Origin of the sequence: Amycolatopsis alba DSM 44262, assembly GCF_000384215.1 — a bacterium.
In the GTDB taxonomy this organism is placed as follows: domain Bacteria; phylum Actinomycetota; class Actinomycetes; order Mycobacteriales; family Pseudonocardiaceae; genus Amycolatopsis; species Amycolatopsis alba.
In genome coordinates this window covers 8924746-8940008 of the sequence record NZ_KB913032.1, presented here as the reverse complement: position 1 = coordinate 8940008, position 15263 = coordinate 8924746, and the positions used below count along the sequence as shown (strand labels likewise).

13 protein-coding genes are annotated in these 15263 nt (G+C 68.7%); 8 read left to right on the top strand and 5 right to left on the bottom strand.

The window, feature by feature from the left end; all coding sequences use genetic code 11:
* The first annotated feature begins 12 nt into the window (after nt 1–12).
* The 3 genes from AMYAL_RS0141085 (at nt 13) to AMYAL_RS0141075 (ending at nt 2840) form a co-directional block, all read left to right on the top strand.
* Entirely contained in the window at nt 13–681 is a 669-nt protein-coding gene (locus AMYAL_RS0141085; protein ID WP_020637140.1) for an acVLRF1 family peptidyl-tRNA hydrolase, read from the top strand.
* 142 nt (nt 682–823) lie between these two features.
* Nucleotides 824–2452, top strand: coding sequence for an ABC-F family ATP-binding cassette domain-containing protein (locus tag AMYAL_RS0141080; protein WP_020637139.1), 1629 nt, complete (start codon nt 824–826; stop codon nt 2450–2452).
* Nucleotides 2453–2630: 178 nt separating this feature from the next.
* Entirely contained in the window at nt 2631–2840 is a 210-nt protein-coding gene (locus AMYAL_RS0141075; protein WP_003071237.1) for a helix-turn-helix domain-containing protein, read from the top strand.
* On the opposite strand, the gene AMYAL_RS0141070 is transcribed toward AMYAL_RS0141075, so the two are convergent.
* Nucleotides 2841–4142, bottom strand: coding sequence for a glycosyltransferase family 87 protein (locus AMYAL_RS0141070; protein ID WP_020637138.1), 1302 nt, complete (start codon nt 4140–4142; stop codon nt 2841–2843).
* A gap of 146 nt (nt 4143–4288) precedes the next feature.
* On the opposite strand from AMYAL_RS0141070, the gene AMYAL_RS0141065 reads away from it, so the two are divergent.
* Entirely contained in the window at nt 4289–6154 is a 1866-nt protein-coding gene (locus AMYAL_RS0141065; protein WP_020637137.1) for an ABC transporter ATP-binding protein, read from the top strand.
* A 260-nt stretch (nt 6155–6414) separates the two neighbouring features.
* Here AMYAL_RS0141065 and AMYAL_RS0141060 read toward each other — a convergent pair whose 3' ends face one another.
* Nucleotides 6415–7143, bottom strand: a complete 729-nt coding sequence (locus AMYAL_RS0141060; RefSeq protein WP_020637136.1) for a sugar isomerase domain-containing protein — start codon at nt 7141–7143, stop codon at nt 6415–6417.
* Between the two features lie 131 nt (nt 7144–7274).
* Between AMYAL_RS0141060 and AMYAL_RS0141055 the strand changes: the two genes are divergently transcribed.
* The 4 genes from AMYAL_RS0141055 (at nt 7275) to AMYAL_RS0141040 (ending at nt 11285) form a co-directional block, all read left to right on the top strand.
* Nucleotides 7275–7970: an alpha/beta hydrolase gene (locus tag AMYAL_RS0141055; RefSeq protein WP_026467865.1), complete on the top strand. Its 696-nt coding sequence runs from the start codon at nt 7275–7277 to the stop codon at nt 7968–7970.
* A 21-nt stretch (nt 7971–7991) separates the two neighbouring features.
* Complete coding sequence (locus tag AMYAL_RS0141050; protein WP_020637134.1) at nt 7992–9254, top strand: SAM-dependent methyltransferase; 1263 nt, start codon at nt 7992–7994, stop codon at nt 9252–9254.
* Nucleotides 9255–9347: 93 nt separating this feature from the next.
* Nucleotides 9348–10544 (top strand): LCP family protein, encoded by a 1197-nt coding sequence (locus AMYAL_RS0141045; protein WP_026467864.1) that lies wholly within the window; start codon nt 9348–9350, stop codon nt 10542–10544.
* A gap of 210 nt (nt 10545–10754) precedes the next feature.
* Nucleotides 10755–11285: a GNAT family N-acetyltransferase gene (locus AMYAL_RS0141040; RefSeq protein WP_020637132.1), complete on the top strand. Its 531-nt coding sequence runs from the start codon at nt 10755–10757 to the stop codon at nt 11283–11285.
* Here the strand turns inward: AMYAL_RS0141040 and AMYAL_RS0141035 are convergent.
* From AMYAL_RS0141035 to AMYAL_RS0141025, 3 genes are all read right to left on the bottom strand, one after another.
* Nucleotides 11272–11736 (bottom strand): peroxiredoxin, encoded by a 465-nt coding sequence (locus AMYAL_RS0141035; RefSeq protein WP_020637131.1) that lies wholly within the window; start codon nt 11734–11736, stop codon nt 11272–11274. The two genes, AMYAL_RS0141040 and AMYAL_RS0141035, sit on opposite strands and share 14 nt — an antisense overlap.
* A gap of 17 nt (nt 11737–11753) precedes the next feature.
* The gene (locus AMYAL_RS0141030) at nt 11754–13571 is read right to left on the bottom strand and encodes a diguanylate cyclase domain-containing protein (RefSeq protein ID WP_026467863.1); all 1818 of its coding nucleotides are present in this window, start codon (nt 13569–13571) and stop codon (nt 11754–11756) included.
* A 236-nt stretch (nt 13572–13807) separates the two neighbouring features.
* Nucleotides 13808–15253, bottom strand: coding sequence for a cytochrome P450 (locus AMYAL_RS0141025; RefSeq protein WP_209447283.1), 1446 nt, complete (start codon nt 15251–15253; stop codon nt 13808–13810).
* Nucleotides 15254–15263 lie beyond the last annotated feature (10 nt).

Genomic DNA, 15263 nt, shown 5'->3' with positions numbered 1-15263 from the left:
TAGGTTGGAGCCATGGCGAGGGAGCGGCAGGTGGCGGGCGGGGGACGGGCGGTCGAGATCGCCCCGGACCGCCTCGAAGGCTGGTACGCCCGCTTCGCCGTCCGTAACGAAGGCATCCGCGAGACGCGATTCGCCCCGGACACCGTCACGGTCACCGCGGAAAACGGCGTCGTCGCCGTCGCGACCGTCCCTTTCGGACCGCTGGAGGCCGAAGGAACCGCGGCCGGGGCGGCCGTCGGCCCGCTCGTCGGCCACGCGCTGATCTCACGGAGGATCGCGCTCCTGTTGGTGCGCCGCGGCGGGCACAGCGTCGGGATCGCGCGCGGGGGAGTGGTCGTCCAGTCCAGGACGGACCGCCATCTCGTCCAAGGCCGGTCCGCGGCTGGCGGCTGGTCGCAACAGCGGTTCGCGCGGCGCAGGGAAGGACAGGCGCGCGTCGCCCTGCGTTCCGCCGCCGAAGACGCGTTCGAAGTCCTCTTGCCGCAACTATCCGAAGTGGACGCTGTCGTGCTCGGCGGCGACCGCCGGGCCCTGGATTCACTGCGGGAGGACAGGCGGCTGGCGCCGTTGTTCGAGCGGGCCGAAGCCAGGGTTCTCGACATCGCCGAACCGCGTCGCACGGTGCTCGAAGACGCGGCCGAACGCGCGATCGCGGTCCGGATCACCCTGTCCGGGCCGTGACCTCGGGCACGGTCGGATAAAATCGCTCGACAACGGCCCGTACACTGATCGCGTGGACATCCTCTTGGAGTAGCTCCTGGCCGGCGACGCGCCGGCCAGTCGAAGCTGTCCGCACATCCACCCCCTTTCACCGGGAGTTCCCGTGATCACGGCCTCTGGCCTGCAGCTGCGCGCTGGTTCGCGCATTCTGCTCGACGACACCAACGTCCGCATCCAGCAGGGCGACCGCATCGGCCTGGTCGGCCGCAACGGCGCCGGCAAGACCACCTCGCTCAAGGTGCTGGCGGGGGAGGGCGAGCCGTACGCCGGCGAGGTCCGCCGCAGCGGCGAGCTCGGCTACCTCCCGCAGGACCCGCGCGAGGGCGACCTGTCCGTCACCGCGAAGGATCGTGTGCTCTCCGCGCGTGGCCTCGACGCCTTGCTGCGCAATATGGAAAAAGCGCAGAACGCGATGTCGGAGCTGGTCGACGAGAAGGAACGCGACAAGGCGGTCAACCGCTACAGTCGCCTTGAGGAGCGCTTCGCCTCCCTCGGTGGTTACGCCGCCGAAAGCGAGGCCGCGCGGATCTGTTCCAACCTCGGCCTCGCCGACAGGGTGCTCGCGCAGACGCTGCAGACGCTCTCCGGTGGTCAGCGCCGCCGGGTGGAGCTGGCCCGGATCCTGTTCGCCGCCGCCGAAGCGGGCGCGGGCGGCAAGTCCGAGACGATCCTGCTCCTCGACGAGCCCACCAACCACCTCGACGCCGACTCCATCAACTGGCTCCGCGGCTTCCTGAAGCAGCACGACGGCGGTCTCGTGGTCATCAGCCACGACGTCGAACTGCTCGGTGACGTGGTCAACAAGGTGTGGTTCCTCGACGCGACCCGCGGCGAGCTCGACCTGTACAACATGGGCTGGCAGCGCTACCTCGACGCGCGCGCCACCGACGAGAAGCGCCGCCGCCGCGAGCGCGCGAACGCCGAGAAGAAGGCGTCCGCGCTGCAGCAGCAGGCCGCGAAACTCGGTGCCAAGGCGACGAAGGCGGTGGCCGCCAAGAACATGGCCCGCCGCGCCGAGCAGATGCTCTCCGCGCTCGATGACACCCGGCAGGCCGACAAGGTCGCCCGGATCAAGTTCCCCGAGCCCGCGCCGTGCGGCCGGACCCCGCTCACCGCGGAGGGGCTTTCGAAGTCCTACGGTTCGCTCGAGATCTTCACCGGAGTCGACCTCGCCATCGATCGTGGTTCGAAGGTTGTCGTACTCGGATTGAACGGTGCCGGAAAGACGACTCTGCTCCGGCTGCTCGGCGGAATGGAAACTCCGGATACCGGCGAGACCATTCCGGGTCACGGATTGCGTTTGGGCTATTACGCACAGGAACATGAAACGCTCGACCACGACGCGTCCGTGTGGGAAAATATCCGTCATCTCGCGCCGGACACCGGCGCGCAAGAGCTCCGGAACCTTCTCGGGTCGTTCCTCTTCACCGGCGAGCAGCTCGACCAGCCCGCCGGCACGCTTTCCGGCGGCGAGAAGACGCGCCTCGCGCTCGCGGGCCTGGTGTCCAGCGCTGCCAACGTTTTGCTGCTCGACGAGCCGACGAACAACCTGGACCCGGCCAGCCGCGCCCAGGTCCTGGACGCCTTGCGCAGCTTCGCCGGAGCCGTCGTCCTGGTGACGCACGACCCCGGCGCCGTCGAGGCCCTGGAGCCGGAGCGCGTCATCCTGTTGCCGGACGGAACCGAAGACCATTGGTCTGCGGATTATCTGGAACTTGTCCAGCTTGCGTGAGGCCTGCGTCCGTTCGGGTGCTTGATCGATGCCATCCGGCCACTGAAATGGCCCAATGTGATCGCGGTTTCAGCAGTTTTGCGCTCGTCGTCTGGCATTCCGGCGCTCAGTGTTCGATCATTGCGGCGACAGGGGCCGTTATGTGGCCCAGAACACTCTCGGCGGGAAGGCGATCGACGTGGCTGATCTCAAGAAAGGCGCGCGGATCACCGGCAACACGCGTGACAAGCTGGCCGCTGACCTGAAGAAGAAATACGAGAAGGGCTCGAGCATCCGCGCCCTAGCGGAGTCCACGGGTCGCTCGTACGGGTTCGTGCACCGGGTCCTCTCGGAATCCGGCGTCCAGCTGCGCGGCCGTGGTGGTGCCACCAGGGTCAAGAAGAAGTAGTCACGAAGAAGTAGCGGACTGCTGCGCGGGGGGCGCAGTTCCCTTTCCAGGGACCGCTGTTTCACGGGTTTCCGCCGCCAGGAAGGCCAGCCTGGCGCCGAGCAGGACCAGCGGATACACCAGGTAGCCGTACCTCGTCGCCGGAGTGAGCAGGATCAGCGCGACGAGCCCGACAGCCATCCGCGTCAGCGCGTCCGATCCGGTCGCGGGAGGGCGGCGCACCAGCCAGACGAGGATGACCACGGCCGCGATGCCGAGCAGGGCGAAGGAAGTCGCCGTGCCCACCGGGCCGAGCGAAGCGATGAGGCGACCCGGCAACGGGCTCGCCGCCGGTGACTTGATCATGCCGATTCCCATCGGGAACCGGAAGACGTGCTCGACGAACGCTTTCGGGTCCATCAGGTATACGGGTACGTGCAGGACGAGGGTCGTCACCACGAGTGCCGCGGCGAATCCGCCCAGTGCGCGAGGGCCACGCCGCGTGATCACCAGGACACCCAGCACCACCACCGCGGGCGCGACGATGAGTTTCGCGCTGATCACCAATGCCAGCACCAGCCCCGACAGGACCGCGCGACCGGTGGTGGCCAGCGCGAACGAAAGCACCAGCAGGCCGACGATGGCCAGATCCGGGCCGGCGACCGCCCAGGTCAGCGCGGTCAGCGGGCAGGCGAGGGCGAGTTGCGCGGCGCTGACCGGGATTTTCGGCCACTTCAGCAGCCGCAGCGTCAGCAGTACACAGGCGACGGCCGCCAGCGCGAACATCCAGCGCGCGTCGGTGAGGGCGTTCGCGACCGGACCGCCGCCGAAGAGGGCGCGCGGCAGGCCGAAGACGGTCATGACCGGACCGTATGGTGTGTAATCGTTTACTTCCGCCGCGCGACCGAGCGCGGTCACGTCGACGTACGGGGTTCCGTTCTCCAGCAGGAGTTTCGCCGACCTCTCGATCACCCAGACCTCGGGCTGGGCGGCCCACGAGACCGGCGTGATGAGCCAGTCCACTCCGGTCAGACGGCGAATGACGAGCATTCCCAACGGAAGGATCATTGCGAACAGGCCGATGGCGGCGATACCGATCCACCGCGAACCGAGCGCTCCGGACGGCCGCTTGCCGCGCCGGGCGGCGATCGTCAGCCAGCTGGTGTGGACCACGGCGAGGCCGTAACCTGCCACGGCGAAGTTCGCCCACACGCGATAGCCGTAGAACTCGGCGACGGCCGTGTTCACGACGGCGAAGACGAGGCAGCCCGTGTAGAAGACCAAGTCGATGGTCAGTCGTCGCCGGTCCGGGTCCTTGGTCACCGGCTCAGGCTACCGACGGGGCGGGCCGCGCCGGAAAGAGGACGCGGAAACCGGGAAGCATCCGGTCGGGTCGGGTGTTGGTCATGCTTATATCCGGGAAAACTCTCGACTAATATCGAGGTTCTGGGGGCAAGGAGAGGTTTCTCATGGACAACACGTGGTCGCTGATGAACTCGGCGATGAAGTCGGCAGACGTTCCCAAGGGACTGCACAAGGGCACGCTCCGCCGCGTCGCGCGGTTCGCCAGGCCGCACTGGCGGAGGTTGCTGATATTCCTGGTGCTCACCGTCGTGTCGGCGGTGCTGGCGGTGAGCACGCCGGTGCTGGCCGGGAAGGTGGTCGACGCGATCGTCGGCGGGCACGACGTCTCGCTGGTGGTGTGGCTGGCCGTGGTGATCGGGGCGCTGGCGCTGATCGACGCCGCGCTCGGGCTGGCCGAACGGGCCCAGTCTTCGAGGATCGGTGAGGGGATCATCCTCGACCTGCGGGTCGCGGTGTACCGGCACGTGCAGCGCATGCCGGTCGCGTTCTTCACCCGCACCCGCACCGGCGCGCTGGTGAGCAGGCTCAACAACGACGTCATCGGCGCGCAGCGCACGTTCACCGCGACACTGTCCGGTTTGGTCACCAACGTGATCCAGCTGGCGCTGTCGCTGGTGGTCATGGTGACGCTGTCCTGGCAGGTCACCCTGCTCGCGCTGGTGCTGCTGCCGGTGTTCATCCTGCCGACGCGGCGCCTCGGGAAGCGGATGGCCGGGCTGCAGCGGGAGGCGGGCCAGCTCAACGCGTCGATGACCACGCAGATGACCGAACGGTTCTCCGCGCCGGGCGCGACGCTGGTGAAGCTCTTCGGCGACCCCGGCCGGGAAGCGGGTGAATTCGGCGCGCGGGCCGGGCGGGTGCGCGACATCGGGGTGCGGACGGCGATGCTGACGCGCTGGTTCCTGACCAGCCTGACCACGGTTTCCGCGCTCGCGCAGGCGCTGGTCTACGGGCTGGGCGGGTATCTCGCGCTGACCGGGGCGCTCGCGCCGGGCACCGTCGTGGCGCTGGCGCTGCTGCTGACCAGGCTGTACTCGCCGCTGACCGCGCTCGCGAACGTCCGGGTGGACGTGATGACCGCGCTGGTGTCGTTCGAGCGGGTCTTCGAGGTGCTCGACCTCAAGCCGATGATCGAAGAGAAGCCGGACCCGCGCCGCGTTCCCGAAGGCCCGGTTTCGGTGGAATTCTCCGACGTCCGGTTCGGCTATCCCGCGGCGGACCGGTACTCGCTGGCGTCGCTGGAGGACGTGTCCACTTTGGACCATCGAGGCGGTGAGGAAGTGTTGCACGGCATCAGCTTCCGTGCCGAACCGGGGCAGATGGTGGCGCTGGTCGGCTCCTCCGGCGCGGGCAAGTCGACGATCGCCTCGCTGCTGCCGCGCCTCTACGACGTCGACGCCGGATCGGTCCGGTTGTCCGATGTGGACGTCCGCGAGGTGGGTTTCGCCTCGCTGCGGGAAACCGTCGGCGTGGTGACCCAGGACGGGCATCTCTTCCACGACACGATCCGGGCGAACCTCGAGTACGCGCGGCCCGGTGTCACCGACGCCGAGATCTGGTCGGCGCTGGACCGCGCCCGGCTGGCCGAGCTGATCCGGGACCTGCCGGACGGGCTGGAGACCGTGGTGGGGGAGCGGGGCTACCGGCTTTCCGGCGGGGAACGGCAGCGGCTGACCATCGCCAGGCTCCTGCTGGCGCAGCCGCGGGTCGTCATCCTCGACGAGGCGACCGCGCATCTGGACTCGCAGTCGGAGGCGGCTGTCGGCGAGGCGCTGACCGACGCGCTGGCCGGGCGGACCGCGCTGGTCATCGCGCACCGGCTGTCGACGGTCCGGGCGGCGGACCAGATCCTGGTGATCGAGCACGGGGAGATCGTCGAGCGAGGGACGCACGAAGAGCTTCTCGCGCTGGAAGGGCGCTACGCGGCGCTGTACCTGACGCAGTTCTCGGAGGAGCCTGCGGCGGCTTGACCGGACGCTTTGACGGGTTCGGGTGTCGCGAAAGCCACTTTCGGGGCGTCAGACGTCCCCAAAGTGGCTTTCGCGACACTCCTTGGAGCGCTCGGCCCACCGCTCACCGCCGCCCTGGCCCACCCGCAGCCCATGAAGGCCCCCTGCACGCGCAGCCGTTGTGACCACTGGTGCTTCTGGGGCGATCCGGGAGGTAGTGAAGGCCTCCTTCCCTACCCTCAGGGTAGGCAAGGAGGCCTTCACGGACCGGGGCCAGGCGGCTACCGGAGAGCGGGAACCCGCGCGCCGTACTTGGCCAGCAACGCGGCGTTGGCCTCGTCGCCACCATCCACGTTGGAACTGCGCCACAGCGGGATGTCGACCCCCTGCGCCGCACCGAGGTCCACGACCTCGGCGAGCACGAGGTTCCACAGGAACGCGTTGATCACTGTCGACAGCGGCGCTGTCCTCGGCGCTTCCGGCGGGTAGCTCGAGTCGCCGGGCCGGACGTGAGAGTCGAGAACGATGCTGGCTTCCTCGATCAGCGTCGTCGCCGCGCGTTTCGGCGCCGCGGCCACGGACGCGGCCGAACTCACCGCGATGACCGACGCCCCGCGTGCCCGCGCACCGGCGGCCAGTTCGACCGGATACGGGTTGACGCCCGAGGTCGAGAACACCACCAGCAGGTCGTCCGGTCCCGGCGCGCGTTCGGCCAGCACCTCTTCGGCGAGCCCGGAGCGGCGCTCGGTCTTGGTGCTGTGCTGCGCGCCGTGCAGCGGCAGCAGTTCGGGGTGATAGACCGGGTACACGCAGGCGAGCCCGCCCGCGCGGTAGAAGGTCTCGGCGACCGCCGCCAGCGAATGGCCGGCCCCGGCGGTGAACACCAGGGCGTCGGCCCGGATGACGCCCAGGATCAGTTCGGCCGACTTCCGGATCTGCTCCGCGTTACCCCGTTCGGCCTCCGCGAGCCGTTCGGCGACGTCTGCATAACGTTCGGTGGTGCTCACCACATCCGCCCTTCCGTCTGGAGATCAGCGACGAATGTATCGCGTGGACCAATGGCACAAGTGGAATACATCGGGTCATGATCGAGGTTGACCCGATCGCTGCGGCCGGGGATTCGGAGACTGGAGGGCCAAGGGTGAGCGAGGCTGATCCCGCGGTGCGGACTTGGCGAGTACGCGGCCAGGCGAAAGCCGTCGTGCTGGTGCTGCACGGCGGTGCGGAGCACAGTCATGCCCGCGTGGCGCCGTGGCGGCTGGCGTACCAGCGGATGGTGCCCCTGGCCAAGGACGTCCACCGGGCGGGCCGGGAGCACGGGGTCGAGGTGCGGCTCCTGCGCAACCGGATCTACGGCTGGAACGACGACGGCGCCGACGCTTTGGCCGACGCCCGCTGGGCCTTGGAACGCGTCCGCGAAGACCACCCCGGAGCACCGGTGATCCTCGTCGGCCATTCGATGGGAGGGCGGGTCGCCCTGCGCGTCGCCGACGACAGGGCTGTCGTCGGAGTCTGCGCACTGGCACCGTGGACGCCACCGGGTGAACCCATCGGTGCCGTCGGCGGTCGTGCCGTGCTCATCGCGCACGGGACCAAGGACCGGATGACCGATCCGGTGGCGTCACACGCTTTCGCGGAGCGCGCCGAAAAGGTGACATCGCGGTCCGCGCGATTTGAAATAGGCGGCGAAGGGCACGCGATGTTACGAAGGTCTCGCGTCTGGAACCGTCTCGTACGGGCGTTCACCCTCGAGCTGATCGAAGCCGGGGGAACTGACGGAACATTGAGCGCGGCCTGGGATCGGCCCAGCTCCGAGCGGCTGCGGATCCCGGTCTAGGCCGGGTGGGAGGGAGCACCTATGTCCACGTCGAGCGTCGATCGGACGGCAGGTCCGTCCGGCCTGCCCACTCCTGACGAAACCCGGTGGCCGGGATTGGCCACCCCGCCGCATTCCCCGTTCCGGGCACGGATCGCCGAACAGCTGTTCCGGCAGGCGGTGCGCCCGTTGAACGTCCGCGTGCGCATGCCCGACGGTGCGCACCTGGGCGCCGGCGGCCCGGACGCGCCCGAGATGCGGCTCAACCGTCCCGCCGCCTTCTTCCACCGCCTCGGCGTGGACGCGAAGATCGGTTTCGGCGAGGCCTACATGGTCGGCGACTGGACGAGCGACGCGCTCGCCGAGGTGCTGACCCCGTTCGCGGAGCGGATGGCGACGCTCATCCCGCCGCTGCTGCAACGGTTCCGCCGGTTCGTCGACCGCGGCCACCCCGCGGACGAGGAGAACACCATCGAGGGGTCGCGGGCGAACATCCATCGCCACTACGACCTGTCCAACGACCTGTTCGGTGCCTTCCTGGACCCGTCGATGATGTATTCGTCGGCGTTGTTCGGCCCGGACGACGACCTCACCACCGCCCAGCACCGCAAGATCGACAGCGTCCTCGACTACGCCGGGGTCCGCGAAGGCAGCACGGTGCTCGAAATCGGCACCGGCTGGGGCGAACTCTCGATCCGCGCCGCCGCGCGCGGGGCCACGGTCACGTCACTGACCATCTCCGAGGAACAGGCCGCGCTGGCGACCGAACGCATCGCGGCGGCGGGCTTCGCCGACCGCGTCGACGTCCGGCTCTGCGACTACCGCGACTCCACCGGCGAATACGACGCCGTGGTGAGCGTCGAGATGATCGAGGCGGTCGGCGAGTCCTACTGGCCCACGTTCTTCGAGACCATCGGGAAACGGCTGAAGCCGGGCGGGCGGCTCGGGCTGCAGGCCATCACCATGGACCACGAACGCATGCTCGCCGCGGCCCGGTCGTACACCTGGGTGCACAAGTACATCTTCCCCGGCGGGCTCATCCCGTCGACCACCTCGGTGGAGCAGGGCATGCTGGCGCACACCCGGCTGAGACTGCAGGGGGTGCGCGAGTTCGGCCAGGACTACGCCCGCACGCTGCAGTTGTGGCGGGAGAAGTTCACTCAGCGGTGGGACGAAATCACCGAACTGGGCTTCGACGACGTCTTCAAACGGATGTGGGAGTTCTACCTGGCGTACTCCGAAGCGGGGTTCCGTTCGGGGTATCTCAAGCTCCACCAGTTCGGATTCGCCGAAAACGGACAGTGAACGCCACCCAACCGATGCGGGGTGCCGCACGTCCTTCACCTAGGGTCTGCGGTTGACTGGGCCTACACGCGAAATCGGGACGGGTGATTCGGCATGACGTATGGAGGCGACGACCGAGGGCGACGGATGCCGCCACAACGGCCGCCGTCCGGCCGCCCCCGGCGGCATCAACCCGCGCAGATGATGCCGCTGCCGGGCCGGGGGAGCAGCCCGTACGACGAGCGGACGACGCCGATGGGGCACGGAGGCGCCGAGCGTCCCGCCGGGCCGCCACCGCGCCGCCCGGAGCCCCCGCCGAGCCGCCCGATGGACGGCGCGCGCCCGCCGCGGCGACGCAAGCGCTGGGGCTTCGGCAAGGTGCTGCTCACGCTGCTGACCGTGTTCGTGGTGTTCCTCGCCGGCGTGTGGGTGTACCTGGAGTTCTCCATCAACCGTGTCGACGCGCTGGCCGACTACTCCGGCCGTCCCGTCGCGGCCGAGGGCACCAACTGGCTGATCGTGGGCTCCGACAGCCGGGACGGGCTGACGCCCGAGGAGCAGGCGAAACTGGTCACCGGCGATGCCAACGAGGCAGGCGGCAAGCGGACCGACACCATCATGGTCGCGCACGTCCCGGACAACAGCACCAAGCCGACGCTGTTGAGCCTCCCGCGGGACTCGCAGGTGAACATCCCCGGACACGGCAAGAACAAGATCAACGCCGCGTTCGCGCTGGGCGGCCCGGCGCTGCTCGCGCAGACCGTCGAAGGCGCCACCGGCCTGCACATCGACCACTACGCCGAGATCGGTTTCGGCGGGTTCGCCAAGATCGTGGACGCGATCGGCGGGGTCAACATGTGCGTCGAGAAGCCGATGGAAGACACCATGACGGGGATCAAGATCGAACCGGGATGCCAGGACCTCCAAGGCCCGCAGGCGCTCGGGTTCGTCCGCATGCGGCACAGCGCGGCCACCCCGCGGTCGGACCTCGACCGCGTCGCCAACCAGCGGAAGTTCATCGGCGCGCTGGTCAGCGAGATCGGCAGCCCCGGCACGCTGCTGAACCCGTTCTCGCTGTTCCCGCTGCTGTCGACCGCGCCCGACGCGTTGACCATGGACACGGGCGACCACGTGCACAACCTGGTGAGGCTCGCGCTGGCGATGCGCGGGATCTCGTCTGGCGGCGTCGTCACCACGACGGTGCCGGTGACCAACGGCTCGGCGGAGAACTGGGACAAGACGAAGTCGAAGCTGCTTTTCGACGCACTGAAGAACGACACGGAGATCCCGGACAGCGCGATCCTGACCTGACCCGGTACTTTCGCGTGCCCGAGTGGACGGCACGTGTGATCAGACGGACGACACGCGTGTCGTCCGTCTGATCACGGGTGTCGTCCCGCCGGTCACGGGAAACCCCGCCCGTAGGTACCTGAGACACGGCTGGCTCTGGCCGTCCTCGCCGCTCACGAGCCGATCCGAAAACCGGAGGCGTTCCGCCCGGCCGTACGTCACCATGGGCCGATGGAAGCGCCCGCCGAAACCCTCGCAGACGACGTCGTCACGCTGCGCCGCTGGAAGCCGGAGCAGCTCGAAACCCTGGCCACCGTGGCGGGGGATTCCGCCGGGCATCTCGGCGCCTGGATGATCTGGGCCGTCAACGGCTACGGCCACCGGGAAGCCGCGGACTTCCTGGAGCACACCGCAAAGAACTGGGCCGAAGGCAAGACCTACGACTTCGCGATCTTCGCCGGAGGTGAGGTCGTGGGCGGCACGGGCATGATCACCCATCCGGACCGGATCGAGATCGGCTACTGGCTCAGCCGCCACCACACCGGCCGCGGCCTCGTCACCAGGGCCGCCAAGCTGCTGGCGGACGAGGCCTTCCGCCTCGGCGCGCCGGAGGTCGAGATCCGGCACGACGAGAACAACGTCGCGAGTGGCGCCGTGCCCGCGCGGCTGGGATTCACGGTGACCGGTGACGAGGTCGCCGAACCGCCGCTCGCTCCCGCCTGCGCGGGCGTCAACCGGATCTGGCGGCTCAAGCGTCCTTAGTCTTGCGGTCGCGCAGGGCAGCGAGCGCCTTGTCGGCGTGCACGGTGAACTTCAGTTCGCTTTTGATCACTTCGAGCACCTTGCGGTCGGTGTCGATGACGAACGTGTGTCGCTTGGCGTGCAGCGGGCTGAATTTGCGCCACACACCGAACTGTCGCGCCACCACACCGTCCACATCGGACAGCAGTGGGTAGTCGAAGCCGTGTTTGGCCGAGAACTCCTGCTGTTTGGCGACGGCGTCCGGGCTGATGCCGACGCGGTGCGCGCCGACTTCGGCGAATTCCGCCGCCAGGTCGCGGAAATGGCAGCTCTCCGCGGTGCACCCACTGGTCATCGCGGCGGGGTAGAAGAACAGCACGACCGGGCCGGACGAGAGGAAGTCCGACAGCGTGCGGTCCTCGCCCTTGTCGTCGGGCAGGGTGAAGTCCGGGGCGATGTCACCTTGGTCCATGGACGGATCCTGCCACGTCAGTGGGCGTGGCGTTCGATCAGCTCGTCGACCTCGTCCCCGGTCGCGGAATCGGCGACGAACGAGCCGCGCGCCGCGAGCACGCCGTGCCGCCGCAACCGCTCGGCCTGTTCGTGGCTGCGGACGCCTTCCGCGCCGATGCGCAGCTTCAGCTCCTTGGCCCTGGTGACCAGCTGGCACAGGTGCCGGACGTCGGCCTCGTTCTCGCCGTCGGCCAGCGCGTCGATCACCGCGCCGGACAGGATCACGTGGCGGACCGGCAGCGCGTGCCGGGGGATCAGTTCCAGATCGGCCGAACCGGAGATCGTCAGCACCAGCTGGGCGCCCAGATCGGCCAGTACGGCAAAGGAGTCCAGCACCTCGCCGCGCGGGTCGAACACGGACTCGCGGTCGGTGCACAGCCGCAGCGCCTGCGCGGGCAGGCTGTGCCGGTCGAGCTGCTCCTTGACCATCAGCACCAGATCCGGGTCGATGGCCAGCCGCTTCGGCAGCCGGACGCAGACGTCCGGGGCCGCGTCGCCGAACCGGTTCCGCCAGCGCGCGGTGGCCGCCAGCGACTCCGCCAGCAGCCACCGGCCGAGCGGGATGGTCATCCCGGTGATCTGTGCCAGCGGATAGAACTCCGCGGCGTCCAGTTCGCCTTTCTCCGGGTGGGTCCAGCGCAAGCCGGCGTTCACCGCGGCCAGCTGGTCCGGGGCCGCGAGCTTCACCGTTGGCTGGTAGATCAGCGAGAACTCGCCGTTCTCCAGCGCGCCCGCGATGACCGCGCCGAGCTGGTAGCGGCCGCGGTCGCGCGCGTCGAGCTCCGGGTCGAACAGCATCCACTGCGCCTTGCCCGCTTCCTTGGCGCGGTGCAGGGCGATCTCCGCGGCCCGCAGCAGGTCTTCCGGCCCGCCGTCGGCGACCGGGCGGACGACGATGCCGGCACTCGCGCTGACCCCGATCCCGTGCCCGCCGAGGTAGATCGGCTCGACCAGTTCGTCCAAGGCCTGCTCGACCAGCGCGATCACCTGGGGCGAGGTGAACTCGCCGCGCAGCAGGACGGCGAACCCGTCGCCGGACAGCCGGGCGACGGAACCGTTGTACCTGCCGGTGAACACGGATTTGAGCTTGTTCGCGACCCCGCGCAGCACCTGGTCGCCGACGCCGGCGCCGAGACCGTCGTTGATCACCTTGAAACCGTCGACGTCGAGGTAGACGAGCGCGACCTGGTCGCTGCCGGAACCGGCCAGCGCGGTTTCGAGAGCGTTGCCGAACGCGGCGGAGTTCGGCAGACCGGTCAGCGCGTCGTGCACGTTCTGGTGCAGCAGCCGTTCCTGAAGCAGGTGGATCTCGTTCGCGTCGGCGACCATCAGCACCGGGTAGGCCGAGCCGGGCCGGTCACCGGGAAGGTCGGTGAGGGTCACGTCGACCCAGAGCGTGCCTTCCTCGCTGTGGTCCAGCAACAGGCGTTCCTGCTGGGTCTGCTGGCCGAGCGTCATGAGCTGGGAGAGCCCGTTCCGCAGCCGGGCGACGTCGTGTTCGGCGGAACCGAGTCCGGGGATGTCCCGTCCGCGCAGCGCCGAGGGACGGCAGCCGAGGAGTTTGCCGAGCGCGGTGTTCGCCTCGACGATCTTGCCGTCGGAGTCGGCGAGCGCGATCCCGATGGGGGAGGCGGAATAGAGCTTCGAGAAGCGCAGCCGGGCGGGCTCGTGATCGGGATCGGTCCGGACGGCGTCCTGTGCGACGCCGAGCAAGAACTCTTCGAGTTGCTCCTGGGGAAGCGATACTCCTTTAGTGTCAGCGAGCGTCGCGGCCCATCTCCGAGCGACGTCCACCAACCCTGGTACGGAACCAGGCTCGGGCACACTTCACCTCTTCATGCGCGGTTTATGGCCAGCTCAGACCGGGTGTCCGAGCCCACGGGCCCACACTGGGTATGAGCCGACCGGGTGTAGTGCCACGGCATCATGCGCGATCCGGAGTGTCTACCGGCTGAAAGGGTGATCGCTACTACACGAGTGGTGACCGGAAGTTACCAAGAGTGCTCGATCGTGGTTACCCGTTGGCCTGTTCAGTGTGTCACCAGCCGGATCGGCAGGCCGTCCGCGGGAACGGGCAGTGAGACGTAGTCCCAGCGGGCGGTGTAGCCGTCCGGGACCGACCAGCGGTACGCCCGCAGCATCTCGTGGAGCAGCGCTTTCACTTCGAACGTCCCGAAATGCAGGCCGATGCACTTGTGCGCGCCGCCGCCGAACGGCATCCACGCGTAGCGGTGCGACTTGTCCTCGCGGCGTTCCTCGCCGAAGCGGTCCGGGTCGAAACGCATCGGGTCGGTCCAGTACTCCGGCGCGAAATGGTTGACGGTCGGCGAAACCCCGACCAGTGTCCCTTCGGGAATGAAATGCCCGAGCACTTCGGTGTCCTTCACCGTTTTCCTTGCCAGGGAAGGAACAGGGGCCACCAGGCGCAGGGATTCCTTGATCACCAGGTCCAGGGTCTTCAGGGTTTCCAGCGCTTCGATGTCCGGCACGTCGTCGCCGAGCGCGAGGGATTCCCGGCGTGCGCGTTCCTGCCATCCGGGGTTCTTGGCGAGGTGGTAGACGGCGGCGGCGCTGGTGATGGTCGACGTGTCGTGCGCCGCCATCATCAGGAAGATCATGTGGTTGACGACGTCGGAGTCGGTGAAGCGGTCGCCGTCCTCGGTGGTGGCATGACACAGGGCGGTGAAGAGGTCGTCGCCGTCGCTCGCCCGTTTCGCGGGCAGGTTCGCCGAGAAGTAGCGTTCGAGGACTTTGCGGCCGTGCAATCCCGCGGCCCAGCGGCCGCCGGGAACGGGGAACCGCACGATGGCCGTGCCCGCGCGCACGGAATTCACGAACGCGCGGTTGATCGCGGCCGCGTCGTCGCCCGAACGCATGCCCATGAACACGCGTGTCGCCACGTCGAGCGTGAGTTGCTTGAGAGACCAGTAGATCCGCGGATTCGGCCGGTCCGCCCACGCGGCGATGCCCTCGCGCAGCGCCGGTCCCATCTGGTCGACGTACCCGGTGAGCCGCTGCCGGGTGAACGCCGCCTGCATGATCCGGCGGTGCAGATGGTGCTCGCCGAAATCGAGCAGCATCAGGCCGCGGTCGAAGAACCGCTCGATGAAGAACTTCCAGCCCTCCTGGGAGAAGGCCTTGTCCTTGTTCACCAGCGCGATCTGCGTGGCCTCCGGACCGGAGAGGGCGACGATGCGGCGGCCGAACGCGCCCATCCACGACACCGGGCCGTAGGTTTCGTGGCGTTTGAGGCCGAAGTCGATGCCGAAGCGCATGAAGTCCAGCGCGTGCCCGATGACCGGCGGGCCTTCGTCGCCGAGGACGGGTTTGAGACCCGGCGGGGCGGGCGCGAGTTCGCGGACCGGCCAGGTCGCGCCGAGCCAGCGCTGGTCCACCGAACGCGGCAGGGGGATCGAGGTGAGCGGCGGAACCCGCTCGCGCAGCGCCCCGGTGACCTTTTCGACGGCGTTCGCCATGGTGACCATC

Coding starts and splice junctions, on each gene's coding strand:
- AMYAL_RS0141085 (WP_020637140.1), top strand. CDS start 13: ATGGCGAGGGAGCGGCAGGTGGCGGGCGGGGGACGGGCGGTCGAGATC.
- AMYAL_RS0141065 (WP_020637137.1), top strand. CDS start 4,289: ATGGACAACACGTGGTCGCTGATGAACTCGGCGATGAAGTCGGCAGAC.
- AMYAL_RS0141050 (WP_020637134.1), top strand. CDS start 7,992: ATGTCCACGTCGAGCGTCGATCGGACGGCAGGTCCGTCCGGCCTGCCC.
- AMYAL_RS0141045 (WP_026467864.1), top strand. CDS start 9,348: ATGACGTATGGAGGCGACGACCGAGGGCGACGGATGCCGCCACAACGG.
- AMYAL_RS0141040 (WP_020637132.1), top strand. CDS start 10,755: ATGGAAGCGCCCGCCGAAACCCTCGCAGACGACGTCGTCACGCTGCGC.
- AMYAL_RS0141035 (WP_020637131.1), bottom strand. CDS start 11,736: ATGGACCAAGGTGACATCGCCCCGGACTTCACCCTGCCCGACGACAAG.
- AMYAL_RS0141025 (WP_209447283.1), bottom strand. CDS start 15,253: ATGGCGAACGCCGTCGAAAAGGTCACCGGGGCGCTGCGCGAGCGGGTT.